We start from the raw sequence: 21,395 nt of genomic DNA, 5'->3' as shown, positions 1-21,395 counted from the left end.
TGGGTGTGGGTGTGGGGGTGAGGGCTGGGGTCTTGCGGTGGCGTGGGGTGGGGGCGGGGGTGCTTGCCGGGGCGTTGGCCGTGGGGGCGTGGACGCAGGTCGGGGCGGTCGGGTACGTCGTTCCGCGTGGCGTGCTGCCGGAGGTGGTTGCGGGGAAGTACCGGGCGCCGTGGGTGGGGTATCAGTGGGTCACGCCGTGGGTTGAGTACGGGGACGTGGTCATGGCACGGACCATGCCGGCTCGGCAGATTCCGGCGTACGGGGCTTACACCGTGGCGCCTGGGTATCCCGACTTCTTCCTGCCGGATGAGGGGCGGCGGGAGGCGGATGTGCGGCGGTACTTCGCGGTGGGGACGTCGGGGGGTGTGCGGCGGGGGATTGTGGAGGCGTACCGGGTGCGGTGGGTTGTGGATCGGGGGGTTGGTGGGGTGCGGGATTCGGGGGTGCGGGTGGTGACTTGGGGGCCGGGTGGGCAGGTGCTGTATGAGGTGGTGCGGTGAGGGGTTTTTCGCCCCCGCCGCCCCTACCCGTCCCGTCCTCCAGGGGCTCCGCCCCTTCGACCCCGGCCCCCTTTCTGGGGGCTGCCGCCCCCAGACCCCCGCTTCGGCCCTTAAAGGGCCTCGTCCTCAAACGCCGGACGGGCTGACCTTGCCTGGGTCGGCGTCGAGAAGCGGCCCTTGCCTAAATGTCGCCCCCTGCGGGTGGGTGGGGGTTCGGGACGGTGTGGCTCTGGCCTCGAACGCCGGACGGGCTGACTTTGCCTGGGTCGGCGTCGAGAAGTGGCCCTTGCCTAAATGTCGCCCCCTGCGGGTGGGTGGGGGTTCGGGACGGTGTGGCTCTGGCCTCGAACGCCGGACGGGCTGACTTTGCCTGGTCCGGCGTTGAGAAGTGGCCCTTGCCTAAATGTCGCCCCCTGCGGGTGGGTGGGGGTTCGGGATGGTGCGGTTCTGTCCTCGAACGCCGGACCGGCTGACATTGCCTGGGCCGGCGTCGAGGAGTAGCCGGAGCACGGGCTGCAGGTCAAAGGTCTGCTTGTTCTACCGGTCTATCGCAGCACGCTCCGTACCAGCCGCGCTGCCTTCCGTACCCTCGGCCGCGCCACCCGTCGTACCACCGGGCGTACCAGCCTCGCCGTCACGCCCACCGGCTCCCACCGCACCTGGAGGCGGCCGGGGCCTCGGCCCTCGGGTTCGATGGTTACGTGGTGGGGGGCCGTGGCGGAGTGGTAGTTGATGCGGGTGGTGAGGGTGGGGAAGGTCAGGGGGGCCAGGAGTACGGCCGTGTGGCGGAGGCCCTGGTGTTCGATGCGGAGGAGGGGGTGGCGGACGCCTGTGAAGCCGTGGTGGGGGACGGGGGCCGTGGTCAGGTCCAGGTGGACGTGGCCTTCGAAGACGCCGGGGCGGACGGGGGTCAGGCGGAAGGGGGTGATGAGGCGGCGTCGGCCGGGGGTGAGGAGGAGGCTTGCGCGCTGGGGGCCCACGGGGAGGCGCAGGCCGGGGTCGTAGGTCCGGATCGTCAGGTCGACCGAGGCGCCGGGGCCTCGGGTGAGTTCCGTGATCTCGTGGCGGAACTGGGCGCTTCGGAACGGTCGGGTGTCCAACTCCAGGTCGGCCACGTTCAGTTCGCGGCGGGACCAGTCCGATGGAGGGAGGACGGCACCCCAGTACGTGTTGCCCTCCGCGTCCTGGCTCACGTGTCTGGGTGCCACAGCGCGGCCCAGGCCCCTTGCCGCCAGTCGGGCCTCGGGGAAGCGGCGTTCACGGATCAGTTGCAGGACCACTCGTTCCGTGCGCGGCAGTCGGGCGTAGGCCTGCGGGGAGAGGGTTTCCAGGTAGGGGACCATGATGTCCGCGAAGGTGTTCAGCCACTGCTCGTCGCGGTACGGCAGGTCCCCGGCGTACATCCGGAAGTCGTGCTTGAGGAACTTGTAGTCCTTGTCCTCGCGCAGCGCCCCGTGCCCGCTCTCGGCGAGGAAGCCGTCGATGAGGTGCTGGACCCGGACGCGGTCGCGGACGTTGTCGAGTCTGTCGCGCTGGTTGGAGATCGATGCCGCGTCCGTGGCGGCGAAAGGTGCGATGTGCCAGCGGTACACCGCGTCCGGGATGATCGTGAACTCCTTGGCCAGGCAGTACGCCTGCGCCGTGAACAGCTGGTCCTCGTAGTGGATGCCCTCGGGGAAGCGCAGGTCGTGGCGGTCCAGGAAGGCGCGGGCGTACATCTTGCTCGTCGACAGGTGCTCGAAGAGCAGCCGGGGTTCGGACTCGATGCCGACCACCGTGCGGCCCTCCGCGACCAGGTGCGGCATCCACTTCGTACGGCGGCCGTTGTCCTCCCGGACCCGCACCACCGCGCCCATCGCGAAGTCGATCTCCCGCTCACGGTGGGCCGACAGGAGCAGCTCCACCGCGTTGTCGGTGAGTTCGTCATCGCTGTCCAGGAACATCACGTACGGAGCTCGGGCGATCTCCAGGGCGCGGTTGCGCGGGGCACTGCAACCGCCGCTGTTCCGCGGCAGGCGGAGATAGCGGATACGAGGATCCTCGGACGCCAACGCCCGCGCCACTTCGGGAGTTCCGTCCGTCGAGTGGTCGTCGCTGATCACGATCTCGATGGTGGCGTGGGTCTGGCGGCGTACCGATTCCACTGCTCGGGGGAGGCGTTCCGCGTCGTTGTGGACGATGACCGTGACCGTGACGTCCGGGGTGTCCGGGGTGTCCGGGGTCGTGAGTTCGGGGTTCACGCCGTCTCCCGGGGGCTCGGTGCCGGGGTGCGTTCCTCCAGCGGGGTCACCGGCGGCAGGGCGTCCTCGTTCTCGCCCAGGAACACTCGGCGTACGACCCGTTCGGCGGCGCGTCCGTCGTCGTACTCGCAGAAGCGGCGGCGGAAGGCCGCCCGTGCCTTCGTCGCGGCCTCGTCGTGCCAGGCCTCGGTGGTGAGGATCTCGGTCAGTTCCTGTTGGGTGCGGGCCACCTGGCCCGGGGGCTCGGACATCAGGTCGAAGTAGACGCCGCGGGTGGAGCGGTAGGTCTCCCAGTCGTCGGCGTGGATGACGATCGGGCGGTCGAGGTTGGCGTAGTCGAACATGATGGACGAGTAGTCCGTGACCAGGGCGTCCGCGGCCAGGGCCAGGTCCTCGACCGGGTCGTACGCGGACACGTCGATGATCCGGCCCGTGCGGCGCAGGGCGGTCAGAGGGGAGTTCAGGGGGGACGGTGTGCCGTCGTAGAAATAGTGGCCGCGGACCAGGAGGACCGTGTCCTTGCCCAATCGGTCCGCGAGGGTGACGAGGTCGAGGCGGGGGGTCCAGCCGGCCTCGTAGTCGCGGTGCGTGGGGGCGTAGAGGATGGCGCGGTGGGTCGGGGGGATGCCCAGGCGGTCGCGGACCGCGCGGATGTCTGCCGCGGTGGCCGTGTAGTAGACGTCGTTGCGGGGGTAGCCGTAGTCGAGGGAGACGAAGCGGGAGGGGTACGCGCGTTCCCACATGCGGGTGGAGTGGCTGTTCGCGGAGACGCTGTAGTCCCACTTGTCGATACGGGACAGCAGGGCCTGGAAGTCGAGGCCCTTGGCCGCCGCCGGGAACTCCATCTGGTCCACGCCCATGCGCTTGAGCGGGGTGCCGTGGTGGGTCTGGAGGTGGACCGCGTCCGGGCGTTTCACGATCGGGTTGGGGAAGTTGACGTTGTTGACCAGGTACTTCGCCGTCGCCAGCACCTCCCGGTAGCGGCGCGTGCCCGGGAGCACATGGTCCGTGTGAGGTGGGAGGAGGGGGGCGTTCTCCCGGGTCACCACCCACACCGGATGGATCTGCGGGGCGAGTTCGGTGAGCTTGGCCGCGATCGCCGCCGGGTTGCAGGCGACCCCGCGGTTCCAGTACGCCGCGAAGACGGCCACGTTGGGGTCGACCGGGCGGGACAGGGACTTGCGGTAGTGGTGGTCGCCGAGGGCGGCGGTGACCTGGTGCCTGCGGGTTCGTACGGCCGACTTCGCGGCGCGGCGGGCTCGGTTGGCGGCCTGGAAAGCGCGGTATCTGGTGTACGCGTTCTCTTCGAGGAGAGCCCGGCGGATGCCCTCGGGGCCGGCGGGGCGGCGGTGCCCGGGCGGGCGGTGGCGGACGGCCGCTTCGGCGGCTCGGCGGAAGAACTCCCTGGCCACCGGGTCCGGCATGGTCGTGCGGGCGAAGGTGCGCAGGCAGTCGTGGACCATCACGTCGTACAGGACGGAGTGGGTTGCGGAGGGGCGTGCGGGGCCGGATCCGGATCCGGAGAGGCGTGCGGGGCCGGTCGTGGGGTGGGGTGATGGGGTGGCTGTGGGGCGGGGCGTCGTGGTGCTGTTCTCGGTGAGGGTGAGGAGCGTCTCGTAGCGGTCTACGAGGGTGTAGTGGTCCTCGGGGGTGACCGGAGGGAGGCTCTCGGGGCGCAACTCGTGGTGTTCGTACGCCACTTGGTTCAGGGCGGCGACGCGGTCGGCGAGGAGGAGGGCGGCGTAGGCCGCGAACGGCTCGTCGGGGGTGGTGAGTCGGTGCTCGTGCGCCTGCCAGAAGGGGGTGCGCAGCGCGCGGTTGCCCAGGAGCGGGGTGACGCGGAGTGCGGTGCGGGCGATGTCGTCGAGGAGGTGGGCGGCGCGGCCCGCGCGGGCCAGGAGGGGGCCGTCCTCGGAGGGGAGGCCGGAGGTGTCCCAGGTGGAGCGGACGTGGTCGAAGAGGAGGACGTCCGCGTCGTCGGGCAGCTCCGCGGCGCGCTCGGCCACCATGCGCGGGGCGCCGGCGGGCAGGCCGTCCTTGGTGTGCACGAAGTGCAGCCAGCGGCCGGAGGCCCGGGCGGCGCCCGCCGACCGGGCCGCGGCGTCGTCCGTGCCGTCCGGCAGGGGCAGCACCAGCATCTCGGGGGCGTACGCCCGCGCCGTCTCCTGCGCCCAGGCGCCGACCGCGGCCACGATCACCTCGACGTCGGGGTGCGGGTGCGCGGCCAGGGAGGCGAGGAGTCCGGTCAGGCGGTCCTGGGTGTTGGGCCCGTGGACGATGACGGTGAGTTCGGGCATCGCGGGGACGGCCATCGCGGGGACTCCTTCACCTGCTCCATCGCGCCGGGCGCACCCTGTCCGGCCACAACGGCCATAGTGTCACTAATGGGACGAAAGGGTGGTCCGTAGTTGCGCCTCACGAGGGAACGGGGGCGGGCGCGGGCTTCGGTTTCGGCTTGGCCGCCTTGTCGCCCGTGAACGCCTCGTACTCCTTCAGGACCTCGTCCGTCGGCCCGTCCATGCGCAGCTCGCCGCGCTCCAGCCACAGCACGCGGTCGCAGGTGTCGCGGATCGACTTGTTGTTGTGGCTGACCAGGAACACCGTGCCCGCGTGCTTGCGCAGCTCGCGGATCCGGGCCTCGGAACGCTTCTGGAAGGAGCGGTCACCCGTCGCCAGCGCCTCGTCGATCAGCAGGACGTCGTGGTCCTTCGCGGCGGCGATGGAGAAGCGCAGACGGGCCGCCATGCCGGAGGAGTACGTGCGCATGGGGAGGGTGATGAAGTCGCCCTTCTCGTTGATGCCGGAGAAGTCGACGATCTCCTGGTAGCGGTCCTTGACCTGTTCGCGGGACATGCCCATCGCGAGGCCGCCGAGGAAGACGTTGCGCTCGCCGGTGAGGTCGTTCATCAGGGCCGCGTTGACGCCGAGGAGGGAGGGCTGGCCGTCGGTGTAGATACGGCCGTTCTCCACCGGGAGCAGGCCCGCGACCGCCTTGAGCAGGGTCGACTTGCCGGAGCCGTTGGTGCCGATGAGGCCGATCGCCTCGCCCCTGTACGCCACGAAGGAGACCTTCTTGACCGCGTGCACCTTGCGTACGCCCGCCGCCTTCTCGGTCTGCCTGCGACGCACGATGCGGTTGAGGGCGGCGGTGGCGGAGCCGCGGCCGGCGCCCGTGCCGTTGACGCGGTAGACGATGTCGACACCGTCGGCGATGACGGTGGGGATCTGCCCTTGGGTGGTCTTTGCGATGTCAGCCACGGCCGTACGTCTCCTCAGCCTTCCAGAAGTAGATGAAGCCGCCGACGCCGGCCAGCAGGGCCCAGCCCGTCGCGATGGCCCACACGTGCGGCGGGAGCTGGGTCGCGTGGAAGCTGTCGATCAGCGCGAAGCGCATCAGGTCGATGTAGACGGCGGCGGGGTTGGCCTGAAGGAGCTCGGGCACCCAGGACGGCAGGCCTTTGTGGCCGCTCGTGACGTGGGTGATGCTGAACATCACGCCGGACGCGTACATCCACGTGCGCAGCACGAACGGCATCAGCTGGGCGATGTCCGGCGTCTTCGCGCCCATGCGCGCCATGACCATCGCGACGCCCGCGTTGAAGGTGAACTGGAGGAACAGCGCCGGGATCACCAGCACCCAGGACGCGGCGACCGGAATGCCGAAGCAGAGCAGGATGACGACCAGGGCGGCCATCGAGAACAGCAGCTGCTGGAGCTGCTGCAGGGCGAAGGAGATGGGCAGCGCGGCCCGCGGGAAGTGCAGGGCGCGGACGAGGCCGAGGTTCCCCGAGATCGCGCGGGTGCCCGCCATGATCGAGCTCTGCGTGAACGTCCAGACGAACACACCCGTCACCAGGAACGGGATGTAGTCCTGCACGCCGTGGCTGGTGCCCAGCAGCATGCCGAAGATGAAGTAGTAGACCGCCGCGTTCAGCAGCGGGTTCATCACCTGCCACACCTGGCCCAGCTTCGCCTGGCTGTACTGCGCGGTGAGCTTGGCGGTGGCGAACGCGCTGATGAAGTGGCGGCGCGCCCACAGCTGGCGGACGTACGCGGGCAGCGAGGGGCGGGCACCGCTGACCGAGAGGCCGTGCCGGGCGGCCAGGGCCGCGAGGTCGGCTTCGGGTGGGGCCTGGGTGGTGCTGGGCGGTGTGTGGAGGGCCTGGGTCACATCCGCTGCTTTCGTTCGGGGGGGGGGGAGGAGGGGGTGGGGTGAGGCGTTGGGGTGCCGGTGCCGGTGCCGGTGCCGGTGCCGGTGCCGGTGCCAGTGCTGGTTCCGGTTCCGGTTCCGGGCTGGGGCCGCTGGCTGGGCTGGTGCCGGTCGGTCGGTCATGGCATTGGCCCGGGCGTGGCTCGGCGGTTCCTTACGCTTCTCTTCACGTTTTCTTACGTCGGGACGGGACCGTATCGTCGCAACGTGAGCGTAGGTCGAATGGGCGTCGGAACGCAACCGTTTCGTCGTGACGTGAGCGACGTAACGACGGGACGGTGGCGTTCCGACGCATTGCGTGGGGACGGGACCGTATCGTCGTAACGCCCTATGCTGGTCCGCATGACGACCAACCCCGACCAGCCGCAGACGCGTCCGCGCCGCCGGACCCCCGCCGGTGCGGCGGTACTCCGCGAGGACGTGACGGAGGCCATCCGGGCGGCCGTCTTCGAGGAACTGGCGGCCGTCGGCTACGCGCGGATGTCGATAGAGGGCATCGCGCGCCGCGCCGGCGTCGGCAAGACGGCGGTGTACCGGCGCTGGCGTTCCAAGCTGCACCTGGTGCTGGACGTGGTGTCGGCGGTCGCGGTGATGGGGTTGCCCACGCCGAACACGGGCTCCCTCGAGGGTGACCTGCGGATGCTGTACGAGGTGACCTCGCGCGCCCTGCGTCACCCCGTGGTCTCGCAGATCATCCCCGACCTGCAGGCCGAGGCGGCCCGCAACCCCGAGATCGCCGAGGCGCTGCAGAAGGCGTTGGAGCAGGGGCAGGAGGGAGTCGCCAGCAAGATCCTGGTCGGGGCGGAGCAGCGCGGCGAGGTGCGTGCGGGCCTCGACGACGAGCTGGCGCTCGACCTGATCTCGGGCCCGCTGTACTGGCGCACGGTGGTGGCGGCACGCGGCCGGAAGCTGCCCAAGGGCTATCTGGACTCCCTGGCCCGGGCCACGACGGAGGCGCTCAAAGCGCTGTGAGTAGGCTGCGCGCAGCGACCGCCGTTCGATCGGGGCGGCGTGGCGTCATCGCGCGCGTGCGGTGACCGGAGCAGAGACGGAACTGCCGTGAGAGTCGTGATCGCCGAGGACAACGCGCTGCTGCGCGAGGGCCTGGTCCTGCTGCTGACGTCGGCCGGACACGAGGTCGTGGCGGTCGCCGGCACCGGCCCCGAGATCCTGCCCGCCCTGCTGGAGCACCGCCCCGACGCCGCCGTCCTCGACGTACGGATGCCGCCGGACTTCCGCGACGAGGGACTGCGCGCCGCCCTCGCCGCGCGCAAGGAGATGCCCGGGCTGCCGGTGCTGGTGCTCTCCCAGTACGTCGAGGAGTCGTACGCCGCGGAACTGCTCGGCGGCGGCGCGAGCGGCCTCGGCTACCTGCTCAAGGACCGGGTCGGCCGGGTGGACGAGTTCCTCGACGCGCTGGAGCGGGTGGCGGCCGGCGGCACCGCGCTCGACCCCGAGGTCGTCACCGAACTGCTGACCCGGCGCCGCGACTCCCCGCTCGACTCCCTCACCCCGCGCGAGCGCGAGGTGCTGTCCCTCATGGCCGAGGGCCACGAGAACGCGACCATCGCCAATTCGCTCGTCGTCACGGAACGAGCCGTCCACAAGCACATCGGCAACGTCTTCCTCAAGCTCGGCCTGCCGCAGAGCGACAGTGGGCATCGGAGGGTGCTGGCCGTGCTGGCGTACCTGAACAGCACGCAGCGCGCTTAGTAGTGCTTCGTTACGTTGAGTGATCTCGGCTGATCGGGGGCAGCTTCCCGGAGTGAGGTTGGGGGAAGTGGAACGGCTCCGGGGCGAGTTGGCGGAGTTCGTTGCCGATGTGTTCGGGTCGTTTCCGCGGCGGGATCAGCGGCGGTGGGGCGAGTGTTATCTGCGGGGCCTGATGCTCGACGGCCGGCGCAAGTCGATCCAGCCGATGGCCGAGCGTCTGCCGGACGGGAACATGCAGGCCCTGCAGCAGTTCGTGAACCAGTCGCCGTGGGATCCGCTGCCGGTCAGGCAGCGGATCGCCGAGCGGCTGTCCGGAGTTGTCAGGCCCGAGGTGTGGGTGATCGACGATGTGTCGTTCCCCAAGTGCGGCAAGGCGTCGGTCGGGGTGGCCCGCCAGTACTGCGGAGCGGTCGGCAAGCGGGCGAACTGCCAGGTCGCGGTCAGTGTCCATGCCGCCACCGACACTGCCTCGTGCCCGTTGGAGTGGCAGTTGTATCTGCCGCGTGAGTGGACGGACGAGCCGGACCGATGCCGCAGGGCAGGAGTCCCCGACGACGTGGTGCACCGGGAGAAGTGGCGTCTGGCGCTCGGTCTCCTGGACACACTCGCCGAGTGGCAGTTGAAGGCGCCGGTCGTGGTCGCCGACGCCGGCTACGGCGTCAGCACCCCCTTCCGGCTCGGTCTCCAGGAGCGAGGGCTGTCCTATGTCCTGGCCCTGAACGGGAAGGAAGTCGCCCACCCGGAGGATGCTGAGCCGCACCAGCCTGCGTATGGCGGGCTCGGACCGCCCACCCTTGCCCGCTACCGCACCCCACCGCGAGCCGTCTGCGTCCTCGCCGGGGAGGCGGGTGCGGAGCGGTTCACCGAGGTGACCTGGAGGCAGGGCAGCAAAGGCGCGATGACTTCGCGGTTCGCGGTGCTGACAGTGCGGCCCGCGGGCAAGCAGTCCCTGGCCGCAGCGCAGGAGGCGGGCGGCGGCCGCAACCGGTGGGACGGCGTCCTGCCCGTCCAGACACTCCTCGTCGAATGGCCGGACGGCCAGGACACTCCGACGGACTACTGGATATCGAACCTGCCTGCCGCCACACCGGCCGCTGACCTGGTGCGGTGGGCCAAGATGCGCTGGCGGATCGAGCACGATTACCGCGAGCTCAAGCATGGCCTCGGACTGGACCACTTCGAGGGCCGCACCTGGCGCGGCCGGCACCACCACGTCACCCTCGTCACCGCCGCCCAGGCATTCCTCACCCTCAGGCGGCTCGACCCAAAAGTCCGCACACCGGCCTGACCCTCTACCAGGTCCTCGACGTTCTTCAGGACCTGCTGAGGTGCTGGACCGGTACCTGCACCACCTGCGGACGCCCCCTGCCCAGCCCTCGGAGCAGCCACAGACAGCCCACAACCTAACGAAGCACTACTAGCCGCTCAACCGCCGCGCGAGCTCCGCCAACTCCCCGACTCGCAGCACCCGTTCGCCGAACCCCGGCAACGGCACGTGCAGGGCCGCGGTCCACCGCTCCGGCACCCCGGCGATGCCGTACACCGCCCCGGCCAGCCCGCCGGTCACGGCCGCGACGGTGTCCGTGTCGCCGCCGAGGTCGATCGCGGCGCGTACGGCGGTCTCGTAGGAGGACGTGGTGCGCAGGGCCCAGACGGCGGAGCCGAGGCAGGGCCAGACGGCGCCGTTGAACTCGGTGGCCCGGTCGGGATGCCAGTCGGGGGCGAGGACGTCGGCATACCGCTTCCGGTGATCCGGATGGACCGCCGCGAGGGTGGCCGGGAGGGCAGCGAGCGGGTCGCCGCCTTCCATGGCGACGCGCACCAACTCGTGGAAGACGGCGGTGCCTTCCCAGGCCGCCCGGTCCCCGTGGGTGAGGGCGGCGATGCGGCGGCCCGCGTCCATGGTGGCGGCACGATCGCCGCTGCCGCTGCCGCTGCCGCTGCCGCTGCCGCTGCCGCTGCCGTCACGGTCGACGCGGGCGAAGTACACGGCGGAGGGAGCAGCGCGCATCAACGCCCCGTTCCCCGCCGCCCGTTGGTTCACCTGGAAGTGCAGTGCGGCGGCCATGTCCCAGGGATCGCCGCTGCTCAGGACGGCTTCCGTCTGCAGGCCGATGTCCTTCGGGTCGGCGGCCGCCCACCGCTGGAACCGTCCGAAGACGTCCGCGAGTTCGAGCCCGCCGCACTCCAGCAGGGACTCGCCGACGAGTACGGCCATCTGCGTGTCGTCGGTAGCCTCGCCCGGCTCCCAGCCGCCGCCCCCGCACATCTCGCCGCCATGGCCGGGGTCCGGGAAGCGAGCGGAGAAGGCTCCTTCGGGGCCGAACTCGAAGGGGGCACCCAGGGCGTCGCCCACCGCGGAGCCGATGACGGCGCCCAGGGCGCGCGCTGTGCGAAGGGACTCGGTCACCCCGCGAGGCTAACCGGCCGGGTAAGTGACGTTGCCGCCCCCGGCGTTCATCGGATCGGCCACGCCGAGCGTGACCGTGAGAGCTACCATCCGAACCGCGTAGGCACCTCCGCACACGCCGAGGCATTCCGCCGTGCGGTGAACAACCCCTGGGTATCGATGGCATCCCATCAGGTCGGACGGAGCGCCCCTTGGGCCAAGGCCCTCGGGGCGGTTCTCCTTGCTTTCCTCGCGGTCGTCATCGTGGCCTACGCCGTCGGTGAATCCCGTGAAGCGGACCGCGAGCGCTCGGCCTTCGAGGCGACCCGGGCCGACGCACAGCGATTCGCGGATGCCGTCATCGACGAGAACGGCGGCCCGCCGTACGACCGGCGGGACGCTGAGCGGGCCCTGGACTCCGTCGTCGGGAAGGGGCAGGGCCTGCTGTACGCGATGCGCTCCACCGAGGGGCGGACGCGCACTGTGCTCCAGTTCTCCCACACCTTCGAGCGCTCGCTGACGTTCCTGGGGCCGGCCCAGGCGACGGTCGACCGCTGCTTCACGGTGGTGTTCCAAGGGGCGGCCGCGCGGACCGAGGCAGAGATCATCGCGCACGACGCCGACGAGCCCTGCTCGGAAGTGGCCCAGTAACAGAGGCGCCTTGGAGGTACCGGAGGCACCGGAGACCGCAGTCCCGCGCCGCCTCCGGAAGCCCTCAGTCCCGCGCCGCGTCCGGATGCGACCGCACCCACCCCTCCCAAGCCGACGTGATCATGTCCTGTACATCGTGCCTGGCCTTCCAGCCCAGCTCGGTGGCGATGCGGTCGGCGGAGGCGACGACGCGGGCCGGGTCGCCGGGGCGGCGGGGTGTGACGGTCGGGGGCCGGTCGTAGCCGGTGATGGCATTGATCGTGTCGATCATCTCGCGGACCGAAACGCCTTCTCCGCGGCCGATGTTGAGGGTGAGGTCGCGGCCCGGCGAGGCCTGGAGGGCGCGGGCCGCGGCCACGTGGGCCTCGGCCAGGTCGACGACGTGGATGTAGTCACGGACGCAGGTGCCGTCGGGGGTCGGGTAGTCGTCACCGAAGATGCGCGGGGGCGCGTCCTCCGTGAGCTTCTCGAAGACCATCGGGACGAGGTTGAAGACACCGGTGTCGGCCAGCTCGGGCGTGGCCGCACCCGCCACGTTGAAGTAGCGCAGCGAGGCCGTCGACAGGCCCGTCGCGCGCCCCGTGGCCCGGACCAGCCACTCGCCGGCCAGCTTCGTCTCCCCGTACGGCGACATCGGCGCGCACGGCGTCTCCTCCGTCACCAGGTCGACGTCCGGCATGCCGTACACCGCCGCCGAGGACGAGAAGACGAAGGACCGTACGCGGGCGGCCCCGGTCACCGCTTCCAGTAGGACGCGCAGGCCCTCGACGTTCTCCCGGTAGTAGTGCAGCGGCAGGTCGACGGACTCGCCGACCTGCTTCTTCGCCGCGAGATGGACGACACCGGTGATGCGGTGCGCCGTCAGGGCGCGGGCGACGCGCTCGCCGTCCAGGGTCGAGCCGACCACCAGCGGCACGCCGTCGGGCACGCGCTCGATGATGCCGGTCGACAGGTCGTCGTACACCACGGCGGGTTCGCCCGCCTCGGTCATCGCGCGTACGACGTGCGCTCCGATATAACCGGCACCGCCGGTGATCAGCCAGGTCATGTTGCGGCCGTCCCCTTCGTCAGTAGGCCTGTGGTCGTCCGTGGTCGTCAGTGGTCGGTGTCAGTGACAGTGAAGCAGGCGGTGGAGTCTGGCGCGGATCACTGCCGTAACTCCGCGTAAACCTGGGGCCACGCGTAGTGCCAGCGCCCCTGAGTGTGTGGCGTACGGCTGTACGAGCACTACGGCGTGCCGGGTGCTGAACACGGTGCGACGGCGCAGCAGACCGGCGCCCGTGGTGGCGTGCGCCGTGACCTCGCGGTACGCACCGCCTCGGAAGCGCACGCGCAGGCGAAGATCCCACGTGCTCGTCCCGGGCATCCCGGGCACCCCGGCTATCCCGGGCACCTCGGATCGCCTGGGCACTCCGGACACCCCGGTCACTCCGGGCGCCCCGGAAAACGCCGTCCAGCAGACCGTCGTCTCGGCGGACCACACCCCGTCGGCCTCGCCTGCCCCGTCGGCCCCGCCCCCCGATGCCGTGAGCCCCACCGTCCTCGGCCCCGCCGCCCGCCCCGTCTCCCGGCACCGCCACTCCACCTCCAACGCCTCGGGGGCCGCCTGTGCCACCCGGCCGTACAGCTCGTGCAGGCGGAGCCGGAGGTGGGCGGCACGCGCGCGTGGGCGCAGTTCCGCGTCCACGGCGAGGGGGAGGAGACCTACGGGGCGGGTCAGCAGGGGCTCCAGGGTGACCTGGGGGAGGTCGGCGGACCAGGCGGGGGTGCCGTCGGGGGTGTGGGCGTAGGGAGGGAGGAGGCGGGCGGGGCGGGCGGCGAGGTCCCTGAGGCGGGGCAGGTCGCGGGGCTCGGGGGAGGCCAGGACGACGCGGCCGATGAGGCGGCCGGGTGCGGTGGGGTGGTAGGCCCAGTCGGACGCGTCGTACTCGGCGAGGTACGCCCGGGTGTGTGCCCACCACGTGTGTTGGTACTCGGCGTCGTGCAGGCCCAACTCGCGTACGTACATCCGCAGTTCGTGGTCGAGGAACTTGCCGCGCGCCGCCCGTGCCAGCTCCTTCTGGCCGGCGCCCAGCAGGATCTCGTACGCCAGCCGGCATGCCTCCGTGCGCGCCCGCCAGTTGGTGATGCCGGCGCGGTCCAGGGAGATCGACAGCCGGTCGGCGGAGCGGCGTACGTGCCAGACGTACACCTGGTTCGGGACGAGGGCGATGCGTGGCCCGGCGGCCAGTACGCGCGCGGTGAAGACGAAGTCCTCGTAGGGGAAGCGGCCTTCGGGGAAGCGGATGCCGTGGTCGCGCAGGAAGTCCGTGCGGTAGAGCTTGTTGACGCAGAGCGTGTCGTGGACCAGGCGAGGGCGCTGCGAGGGCCGCTCGTACACGGCGTGCGCGGCGTACAGGGACGCCTGCCACGGCACCGTGCGCCCCTCGGGCAGCTCCCGCCGCACGCACAGCCCACCCGCCACCTCCGCCGACGCCTCTTTCGCCGCCGCGAGCAGCGAGTCCACCGCGCCCGGCGGCAGGACGTCGTCGCTGTCCAGGAACATCACGTACGGCGATGTCACCCGGTCCAGCCCGGTGTTGCGCGGGCTGCCGCAGCCGCCGCTGTTGACCCGGCGCCGGACCACCTTCACGCGCGGTTCGGTCGCGGCGAGGCGGGCGAGAAGCTCCGCGCTGTCGTCGGTCGAGCAGTCGTCGACGGCGACGACCTCCCGGACGGCGGGCCCCTGCGCCAGTGCCGAGCGGACGGCCGCCGTCACGTGCGCGGCGTCGTTGTAGCCGATGACGACGACGCCGACCTGCGGCTCGCGCTCGGCGCGCCCGGCGTGTGCGGCGGGAGGGTGCATGGGGCCCGTTCTGGAATCAAGGGAATGGTGGGTTGTCGCCCGTGGGGCGGGACTTGGGGCCCGCTCCGGAAGACGGCCGGAACCGACGTCCGGTTCACTGTTCATCACGGCGGATCGTAAGCCGGGCGAACGCCATATTTGTGGTGATACGCCGTCAATGAATAATAAGAGTCTGCTAATAGCACAAAATCGGCCCTGTGAGGAACGTCGAACCGGGGCGGAAAACCGCCGAACAGAGGCGCAGGAAGCAGGGGAGGAGCGGCCGCGCGGCCTGCGCCGCAACCGGCGCCGGTGCCGCCGTCGCCCTCGCCGTCACCGTCCCCATGACCGTCACGCTCGGGATCGGGCTGTGGGGGCTCGACCGTGAGGGCATGTGGCGGGACGAGGGAGTGACGTTCCAGGTCGCCCGGCGGTCGGTGCCGGAGATCTGGCGGCTGGTGCAAGGCGTGGATGCCGTGCACGGTCTGTACTACCTGCTCATGCACGCCGTCCTCGCTCTTCACCCCGGCGAGGTCGCCCTCAGGCTGCCGTCGGTGCTCGGCGCGACCGCGGCGGCGGGGCTGGTCGCGGCGCTCGGGGTGCGGCTGGCGCGGCCGAGGGTGGGGCTCTGGGCCGGACTGCTGTTCGCGGTGACGCCGATGGTCGGGCACTACGCGCAGGAGGGGCGGTCGTACGCGCTGGTGACGGCCGGGGTGGCGGGCGCGACGCTGCTGCTGGTGCGGCGGGTGTGGTGGGCGTACGGCGTCGTCCTCGGGGCCGCCTGTCTGCTGCACGAACTGGCCGTCCTGGCGGTGTGCGCCCATGCGGTGACCCTGGCGGCGGGCCGTGCGCCGAGGCGGGTGTGGTTCGGGTGGGCACGCGCGGTGGCCGGGGCGGGCGTCGCCCTGCTGCCGTTGGTGGCCGTGTCCCGGGCGCAGGCCGGGCAGGTGGAGTGGCTGGCGGAGCCGGGGTGGGGGACTGCGGAACGCCTGCTCCGGGGCTTCGTCGCCGGGCCCACGGGGGTGGTGTGCGGGGCGTGTGTCCTGCTGATGGTGGTGGGGCTGCGGGCGGGGCGGGTCACGGAGGTCGCGTTGCCGCTGATGGCGGTCCCGCCGGTGCTCCTCGCCGCCGTGTCGCAGGTGCGGCCCGTGTACGACGACCGTTACGTGCTGTACGCGCTTGCGGGGGCGCCGCTGCTGGTGGCGGCGGGGGCGGACCGGGTGGCCGGGCTCGTGGCTCGCGCACACCCGTACGGCGGCCGGCTCCTGAGGCCGCTGACCCCCCTGGCCGGCACCCTCGCCATCACCCTCGCCTTCCTCCACCACCTCCCCCTCCACCGTCAGGACCGCTCCCCGGCGCACCGCCCCGACAACCTCGCCGCCACCTCCGCGTTCGCCGCCCGGCATCTGCGCCCCGGCGAGCCGGTGCTGTTCCTGCCGTCCATCGGGCGGCGTTCGGCGCTGGCATATCCGCGGGGGTTCCGGTCGGCCTGGGACGTCGCGTTGCGCCAGTCCGGACCGAGGTCGGGAACGTTGTACGGCCGTGAGGTCGGCGCCGGGGAACTGCGGCGCAGGCTGGACGCGGTCGACCGGGTCTGGGTCGTCGCCGAGCCGTACGCCCTGAACTCGCCCTGGTATCCACGCAACCCGACCGAGCGCGCCAAGCTGGACATCGTCGGCGAGGAATTCCGGCCCCTGACCGCCGGACAGCCCCGCGGCCCCCTACGGCTCTACGTCCGCCGCGCGTCGTCTCCGCACCCCGCCCCGGCCGCGCACCATTCCCGACACCCGTTCCGGCATCAGCCCCGACCCCACTCCCGGCCCGCGCATGACGCTCCGCCTGAGCACGCCCCGCTTACGCGCCCCGCCCCGCCTGCACACCCCGCCCCGCCTACGCACCCTGCCCCGGCGTCTCCTCCACCGCCGCCGCGTCCAGAGCCTCGGTGAGCTGGTCCAGTCGTGCCCGCAGCTCGCGGATCTCGTCCACGTCGAAGCCCGTCGCCGTGGCGATCCGGCGCGGCACCTGCAGGGCCCGCTCGCGCAGGGCGGTGCCCTCCTCGGTCAGCCGCACCTCCACCGAGCGCTCGTCACGCGCGCTGCGCTCCCGGAGCACCAGACCGGCCGCCTCCAGCCGCTTGAGCAGCGGAGACAGCGTGCCGGAGTCGAGACGCAGGTGTTCGCCGAGCTTCTTCACGGGCAGGTCGCCGTGCTCCCACAGCACCAGCATCACCAGGTACTGCGGATAGGTGAGCCCCAGGTCCTTCAGGACGACGCGGTAGACGCCGCCGAAGGCGCGCGAGGCGGCGTTCAGGGAGAAGCAGATCTGCTGGTCGAGGCGGAGCCAGTCGGCCGTGGGCGTGGTCGTCATGCCTCCAGGGTAGCTCGTGCCCCGTCATTTAGTTGTGTCCAATTGAATTGTGTGCTCTACTTGTCGCCGTGCGGCGGCCGCCAACGGAGCCGCCGGCACGTGACTTGAGAGGGATGGTTTCCATGGACGCGCTCTACACCGCTGTCGCCACCGCCACCCACGGCCGCGACGGTCGCGCCGTCTCCAACGACGGCAAGATCGACCTCAAGCTGGCCCCGCCGGTGGAGCTGGGCGGCAACGGCGAGGGCACGAACCCGGAGCAGCTGTTCGCCGCCGGCTACGCCGCCTGCTTCGGCAGCGCCCTCGGCCTCGTCGGCCGCCAGGCCAAGGTCGACGTGTCCGACGCCGCCGTCACCGCCGAGGTCGGCATAGGCAAGCAGGGCGAGGGCTTCGGTCTGAAGGTGACGCTGCGCGTGGAGCTGCCCGACACCCTGGACGAGGCGACCGGCCGCAAGCTCGTCGAGACCGCCCACCAGGTCTGCCCCTACTCCAACGCCACCCGCGGCAACATCGACGTCGACCTCGTCATCGAGTAATCCGCCCGGATCCGTCGAGCGACCCCGGCCGGGGTCGCCGCGTCACCCCGCCCGGAGCCGTCGGTCACCCGATCCGCGCCAGCACCTCACCCGTCTCCGGGCTCCAAGCCACGATCACGGCCTCCTCCGGCACCCGCTTCCACCGCGTCAGCAGCAGCCAGTGCGCGTGGTAGCGCCGGGCGACGGCCGTGCGCTCGGCCCGGGTCGACGTGGGGGAGAGGTAGGCGTGGACATCGGCGAGCCGGCGTTCCCGCTCCCGCTCGTCCAGGGCGGGGTCGGGCCAGATCGGCGCGGCGAGGTTCGGACCGTAGCCGGGGATCGAGCGAGGGGCGAAGTGCCCGTCGGAGATGACCACTTCGCCCTTCCCGACATGCCGTGCCGCCCACGCGTACGACGGCCAGAGCGACGGCTGCTCCAGCCCGACCGGATCCAGCACACGCGGCACCACCGCCCCGCCCTGCACGGTCAGGAACCCGACACAGGCCCCGGCGGCCGCGGCCCCGCCCAGCGCCCGGCGTGCCCTGCCCCAGGGCCGGGGCGCCGCCAGCTCCACCGCCAGCGCGAACTGCAACGGCACGAGGGTGAGCCCGAGGATCCTGCCGTAGGTGTAGTGGCCGCTGACCCAGCCGAATGCCACGAGCAGGCAGTCGAGGGCGAACAGCAGTACCAGCGGATCCCGGCGGGAGTTCCGCCACCGCAGCCACAGCGCCGGCAGCCCCAGCAGCGCCAGCCAGAACTGCCCGAAGAGCTGCTCGTACAGCCGCCGGTGCATCCAGTCCACGCTGTCGTCCGCTGCCAGCGCGAACACATCGAAGTACGGCCAGGACCAGGCGGCCAGCGCCGCCGTCCCCGCCGCCACCCCCCACCGCAGCACCACCGGACTCCGCCACTCGCGCTGCCACCCGGCGACGAACGCCACCGCCCCCAGCACGGCGGCCACCGCGGTGATCGGATGGACCAGCAGGATCAGCCCGTACAGCGCCCCGATCCCCGCGTACCCGGCAAGACCCGGCAGTCCACTCGGCCCCACGTACCGGACGAGCCCCTCCCTTCGCGCCCGCGCCCCCGTCAGTGCCCAGGCCCAGAAGGTCAGCCCGATGGCGCACGCCGACGGATAGCCGAGGTTCCCCGTCATCGACATCAGGCTCAGGTACCCGCTCCACCAGGCCCGCTCGGTTCCCCACAGCAGCGTCATCGCACCCAGCGCGAGCACCGGCGCCCACGGCCGCGGCGTCAGCACCCGCACGAAGCGGCCGATGCCGGTCAGCAGCACCAGTAGGTTCAGCGGCCCGGCCAGCCGCACCACTTCCCAGCCGCCCAGCCCGCTCAGCCGGGCGAACGCGCCCTGCGAGACGGCGTACGGCGAGTAGTACGGGCTGCCCGCGCCCGGCAGGTCCGCCATCGGGTGGCGCGGGTGGAGCAGGTTCGCCTTCAGGCGTTCCACCACCGCCGCGTGCTGGCCCGCGTCGCAGCACAGCGGCACGGCCCAGTACGCCAGCGATATCACCAGGAAGAACAGAAAGCCGAAGACCTGGTACGGCGTCGGTCGCCAGACGCGGCCGCCGCACAGCGCGGTCGCACCGCGCACCGCCCTCCGGACGAGAGTGTCGACGGCCGCCTTTCCGATGGGGGAGGTTGAGTAGGTTTGGGGCATTTGTCGTATGTTCCCGGTCGGGTCAACGACATTGCCTCACGTCACCTCATCGAGTGAGCGGCGATCGCGGGACCTAGTGAGCGTCCGTCAGCGACCTCGCGCCCGCCGGAGCGGGCACCCGCTCCGCCCCGAACGCCCCCTCCGATGCCCGCTCACCCAGCAGCACGGTCCGCACGACCCGCTCGGCGGCGTGTCCGTCGTCGAACTCGCAGAACCGCTCCCGGAATCCCGCCCGCGCCCGCGCCGACTCCCCGTCCTGCCACGTCCCGGACGCGAACAGCCACGCCAACTCCCGGTAGGAGCGCGAGACATGGCCCGGCGCGTCGGCCGTGATGTCGAAGTAGGCGCCCCGGCTCGCCGCGTACGCCCCCCAGTCGTCGGCGTGGATCACGATCGGCCGGTCCAGGTGGGCGTAGTCGAACATCAGGGCGGAATAGTCGGTGACCAGCACGTCGGCGGCGAGCATCACGTCCTCGACATGCGGCTCGTCCGTCGCGTCGATCAGCACCCCGCGCCGATGCAGATCGGCCAGCCCCATCCCGCGCGCGGTGCCCTTCGCCAGCGACGGGTGCAGGCGTACGACGAGCGTGTGGCCGGCGCCCAGATCCTCGGCGAACCGGGCGAGATCGATCCGGTCGACATGACCGCCCCGGCGGTAGTCGCGGCGGGTCGGCGCGTACAGCACGACGGTGTGCCCGGCGGGGACACCGAGCCGCGCACGAGCCGCCTCGCCGGCCTGCGGACCCGCGTTGACCAGCACGTCGTTACGCGGGCTCCCCGTCCGCAGCGACGTGAAGTGACACGGATACGCCCGCTCCCACACCAGCTCGGAGTGCCGGTTGGCCACCAGGCTGTAGTCCCAGCGGTCGGCCCGCCACAGCATTTTCGGCACGTCGAAACCGTGCCGGGCGCCGGGCTTGGTCAGCAGGTCGGCCGCCATGTACTTGAGCGGGGTGCCCTGGTGGGTGTGGAGATGGACGCTGCCGGGGCGCTTGGCCAGCGTGCCCGGCCAGTTGACGTTGTTCACCCAGTACGTGGCCCGAGCCATGACCTGGTGATAGCGCCACGAGCCCGGCGTCACGAAGTCGGTCCCCGGCGGCAGCGTGTCCACCGCGTCCTCCTGGACGACCCACACCCCCTTGATGTGCGGGGCGATCTCGCGGGCCTTGGCGTGGATCGCCGCCGGATCGCCCAGCACCCCGCGATGCGAGAACGCCGAGTAGACCGCCAGGTGCGGATCGAGCGGAAGCCTCGACTGGGCCGCGTACCAGGCGTGCCGGGCCCGCTGCGACGCCGCCCGCGTGACGCGCCGCTTGCCGCTGCCCGCCGCCCTGCGCAGATCGCGCAGCCCGCGCGCCACGGCGTACGACGCGTAGGGCGCCGTCGCCAGCAGCCGCATCTCCTTGCCGCGCCAGCCGTCCGGCGGGGTGAAGCCCTCGGGGAGGTGGCGGGCGTGGAAGGAGCGGATCTCGCGGTAGAAGTCCGGCCGGTCCGCGGGCGTCACCCGGTCCTCACGGGCCAGCACGAACAGCATGTGGTCCAGGGCCCGTTCGAACAGCAGCGGCCGCGCCCACGCCAGGTCCGGGCGCTCTTCGAGGAACGCGAACAGGCCCTCGTACTGCGGAAAGATGTCGAAGTGCCGCCGCCCCGGCGTCTTCGTGATCGCACCCTGTCGGCGCTGCCGGTACTCGACCCCGATCCGCTCCAGGCACACGATGCGGTCGGCCAGCACCATCGAGCGGTAGGTGACGGGCGCGTCCTCGTACAGGCCCGGCGCGTAGCGCAGCTCGTGCTTCAGCAGGAAGTCGCGCCGGTACGCCTTGTTCCAGGCGACCAGGAACAGATGCAGGTACTCGGGGTTCTCGCGGACGGAGAAGGTGTCCGAGCCGGCCGCTGCCAGCAGGTCCGCCGCAGTGCTGCGGCCGCCGCGGCCCCACCAGTGCGTGCGGACGTGGTCGAAGACCAGGATGTCCGGGTCGTCGCTCGCCTCCAGGCGCGCCGCCACCGCGGCCAGCAGGCCCGGCGTGTAGGAGTCGTCGCTGTCGAGGAACAGGACGAAGTCGCCGCTCGCCTCCTCGAGACCGGCGTTGCGCGCGCGTCCGAGGCCGACGTTCTCCGGCAGGTGCAGCACGCGCACGCGTGCGTCGCGCTCGGCGTAGGCGTCCAGGATGGCGGGGCAGCCGTCGGGGGAGCGGTCGTCGACGGCGATCACCTCGAAATCGCGGTACGACTGCCCGAGCACCGAGTCCAGGCACTCCCGCAGGAAGCCCTGCACCTTGAAGACGGGGACGATGATGCTGAAGCGGGGCAC

At 71.6% G+C, this 21,395-nt stretch carries 16 protein-coding genes and 1 pseudogene; 7 read left to right on the top strand and 10 right to left on the bottom strand.

Going from position 1 to position 21,395, the window contains the following annotated elements:
• Window positions 1-500 (top strand): annotated as a pseudogene (locus tag ABD932_RS29885) (hypothetical protein); the annotation flags it as partial.
• A gap of 545 nt (window positions 501-1,045) precedes the next feature.
• On the opposite strand, the gene ABD932_RS29880 reads toward ABD932_RS29885, so the two are convergent.
• From ABD932_RS29880 to ABD932_RS29865, 4 genes are all read right to left on the bottom strand, one after another.
• Window positions 1,046-2,740 (bottom strand): glycosyltransferase family 2 protein, encoded by a 1,695-nt coding sequence (locus ABD932_RS29880; protein ID WP_345017278.1) that lies wholly within the window; start codon window positions 2,738-2,740, stop codon window positions 1,046-1,048.
• Window positions 2,737-5,037 carry a CDP-glycerol glycerophosphotransferase family protein gene (locus ABD932_RS29875; protein ID WP_345017291.1) on the bottom strand — a complete coding sequence of 767 codons (2,301 nt, stop codon included), beginning with the start codon at window positions 5,035-5,037 and terminating at the stop codon, window positions 2,737-2,739. The genes ABD932_RS29880 and ABD932_RS29875 overlap by 4 nt, the downstream gene beginning before the upstream one ends.
• A gap of 118 nt (window positions 5,038-5,155) precedes the next feature.
• Complete coding sequence (locus tag ABD932_RS29870) at window positions 5,156-5,989, bottom strand: ABC transporter ATP-binding protein (protein WP_345017289.1); 834 nt, start codon at window positions 5,987-5,989, stop codon at window positions 5,156-5,158.
• Between the two features lies 1 nt (window position 5,990).
• Window positions 5,991-6,911: an ABC transporter permease gene (locus ABD932_RS29865; RefSeq protein ID WP_345017276.1), complete on the bottom strand. Its 921-nt coding sequence runs from the start codon at window positions 6,909-6,911 to the stop codon at window positions 5,991-5,993.
• A 369-nt stretch (window positions 6,912-7,280) separates the two neighbouring features.
• Between ABD932_RS29865 and ABD932_RS29860 the strand changes: the two genes are divergently transcribed.
• The 3 genes from ABD932_RS29860 (at window position 7,281) to ABD932_RS29850 (ending at window position 9,951) form a co-directional block, all read left to right on the top strand.
• Window positions 7,281-7,922: a TetR/AcrR family transcriptional regulator gene (locus ABD932_RS29860; RefSeq protein ID WP_126392654.1), complete on the top strand. Its 642-nt coding sequence runs from the start codon at window positions 7,281-7,283 to the stop codon at window positions 7,920-7,922.
• An 87-nt stretch (window positions 7,923-8,009) separates the two neighbouring features.
• The gene (locus ABD932_RS29855; RefSeq protein ID WP_345017273.1) at window positions 8,010-8,663 is read left to right on the top strand and encodes a response regulator transcription factor; all 654 of its coding nucleotides are present in this window, start codon (window positions 8,010-8,012) and stop codon (window positions 8,661-8,663) included.
• A gap of 52 nt (window positions 8,664-8,715) precedes the next feature.
• Window positions 8,716-9,951 (top strand): IS701 family transposase, encoded by a 1,236-nt coding sequence (locus tag ABD932_RS29850; RefSeq protein WP_345017271.1) that lies wholly within the window; start codon window positions 8,716-8,718, stop codon window positions 9,949-9,951.
• Window positions 9,952-10,080: 129 nt separating this feature from the next.
• Here the strand turns inward: ABD932_RS29850 and ABD932_RS29845 are convergent, their stop codons facing one another.
• Window positions 10,081-11,073, bottom strand: a complete 993-nt coding sequence (locus ABD932_RS29845; protein ID WP_345017269.1) for an ADP-ribosylglycohydrolase family protein — start codon at window positions 11,071-11,073, stop codon at window positions 10,081-10,083.
• Window positions 11,074-11,232: 159 nt separating this feature from the next.
• On the opposite strand from ABD932_RS29845, the gene ABD932_RS29840 reads away from it, so the two are divergent.
• Window positions 11,233-11,703 carry a hypothetical protein gene (locus tag ABD932_RS29840; RefSeq protein WP_345017267.1) on the top strand — a complete coding sequence of 157 codons (471 nt, stop codon included), beginning with the start codon at window positions 11,233-11,235 and terminating at the stop codon, window positions 11,701-11,703.
• Window positions 11,704-11,767: 64 nt separating this feature from the next.
• On the opposite strand, the gene galE is transcribed toward ABD932_RS29840, so the two are convergent.
• Both galE and ABD932_RS29830 read right to left on the bottom strand, forming a co-directional pair.
• Entirely contained in the window at window positions 11,768-12,751 is a 984-nt protein-coding gene (gene galE, locus ABD932_RS29835; RefSeq protein WP_345017265.1) for a UDP-glucose 4-epimerase GalE, read from the bottom strand.
• Between the two features lie 60 nt (window positions 12,752-12,811).
• Complete coding sequence (locus ABD932_RS29830; RefSeq protein ID WP_345017263.1) at window positions 12,812-14,548, bottom strand: glycosyltransferase; 1,737 nt, start codon at window positions 14,546-14,548, stop codon at window positions 12,812-12,814.
• A gap of 197 nt (window positions 14,549-14,745) precedes the next feature.
• Here ABD932_RS29830 and ABD932_RS29825 point away from each other — a divergent pair, with 197 nt between their 5' ends.
• Complete coding sequence (locus tag ABD932_RS29825) at window positions 14,746-16,473, top strand: glycosyltransferase family 39 protein (RefSeq protein WP_345017261.1); 1,728 nt, start codon at window positions 14,746-14,748, stop codon at window positions 16,471-16,473.
• Here ABD932_RS29825 and ABD932_RS29820 read toward each other — a convergent pair.
• Window positions 16,418-16,894: a MarR family winged helix-turn-helix transcriptional regulator gene (locus ABD932_RS29820; protein WP_345017259.1), complete on the bottom strand. Its 477-nt coding sequence runs from the start codon at window positions 16,892-16,894 to the stop codon at window positions 16,418-16,420. The genes ABD932_RS29825 and ABD932_RS29820 overlap by 56 nt on opposite strands.
• Before the next feature lie 122 nt (window positions 16,895-17,016).
• On the opposite strand from ABD932_RS29820, the gene ABD932_RS29815 reads away from it, so the two are divergent.
• A complete protein-coding gene (locus tag ABD932_RS29815; RefSeq protein WP_126392648.1) occupies window positions 17,017-17,430 on the top strand; it encodes an organic hydroperoxide resistance protein in 414 nt (137 codons plus the stop codon).
• A 64-nt stretch (window positions 17,431-17,494) separates the two neighbouring features.
• Here the strand turns inward: ABD932_RS29815 and ABD932_RS29810 are convergent, their stop codons facing one another.
• Both ABD932_RS29810 and ABD932_RS29805 read right to left on the bottom strand, forming a co-directional pair.
• A complete protein-coding gene (locus tag ABD932_RS29810; protein ID WP_345017257.1) occupies window positions 17,495-19,084 on the bottom strand; it encodes a hypothetical protein in 1,590 nt (529 codons plus the stop codon).
• Between the two features lie 73 nt (window positions 19,085-19,157).
• Entirely contained in the window at window positions 19,158-21,395 is a 2,238-nt protein-coding gene (locus ABD932_RS29805; protein ID WP_345017255.1) for a bifunctional glycosyltransferase/CDP-glycerol:glycerophosphate glycerophosphotransferase, read from the bottom strand.

This window comes from Streptomyces shaanxiensis (assembly GCF_039537145.1).
Lineage (GTDB): Bacteria > Actinomycetota > Actinomycetes > Streptomycetales > Streptomycetaceae > Streptomyces > Streptomyces shaanxiensis.
Note: the sequence above shows the minus strand (reverse complement) of the source record. Positions and strands in the feature narration are given on the sequence as shown.

Excerpts from the sequence above, each read along its gene's own strand:
- ABD932_RS29875 (WP_345017291.1), bottom strand. The coding sequence starts at position 5,037 with ATGCCCGAACTCACCGTCATCGTCCACGGGCCCAACACCCAGGACCGC.
- ABD932_RS29860 (WP_126392654.1), top strand. The coding sequence starts at position 7,281 with ATGCTGGTCCGCATGACGACCAACCCCGACCAGCCGCAGACGCGTCCG.
- ABD932_RS29840 (WP_345017267.1), top strand. The coding sequence starts at position 11,233 with ATGGCATCCCATCAGGTCGGACGGAGCGCCCCTTGGGCCAAGGCCCTC.
- galE (WP_345017265.1), bottom strand. The coding sequence starts at position 12,751 with ATGACCTGGCTGATCACCGGCGGTGCCGGTTATATCGGAGCGCACGTC.
- ABD932_RS29830 (WP_345017263.1), bottom strand. The coding sequence starts at position 14,548 with ATGCACCCTCCCGCCGCACACGCCGGGCGCGCCGAGCGCGAGCCGCAG.
- ABD932_RS29820 (WP_345017259.1), bottom strand. The coding sequence starts at position 16,894 with ATGACGACCACGCCCACGGCCGACTGGCTCCGCCTCGACCAGCAGATC.
- ABD932_RS29815 (WP_126392648.1), top strand. The coding sequence starts at position 17,017 with ATGGACGCGCTCTACACCGCTGTCGCCACCGCCACCCACGGCCGCGAC.
- ABD932_RS29810 (WP_345017257.1), bottom strand. The coding sequence starts at position 19,084 with ATGCCCCAAACCTACTCAACCTCCCCCATCGGAAAGGCGGCCGTCGAC.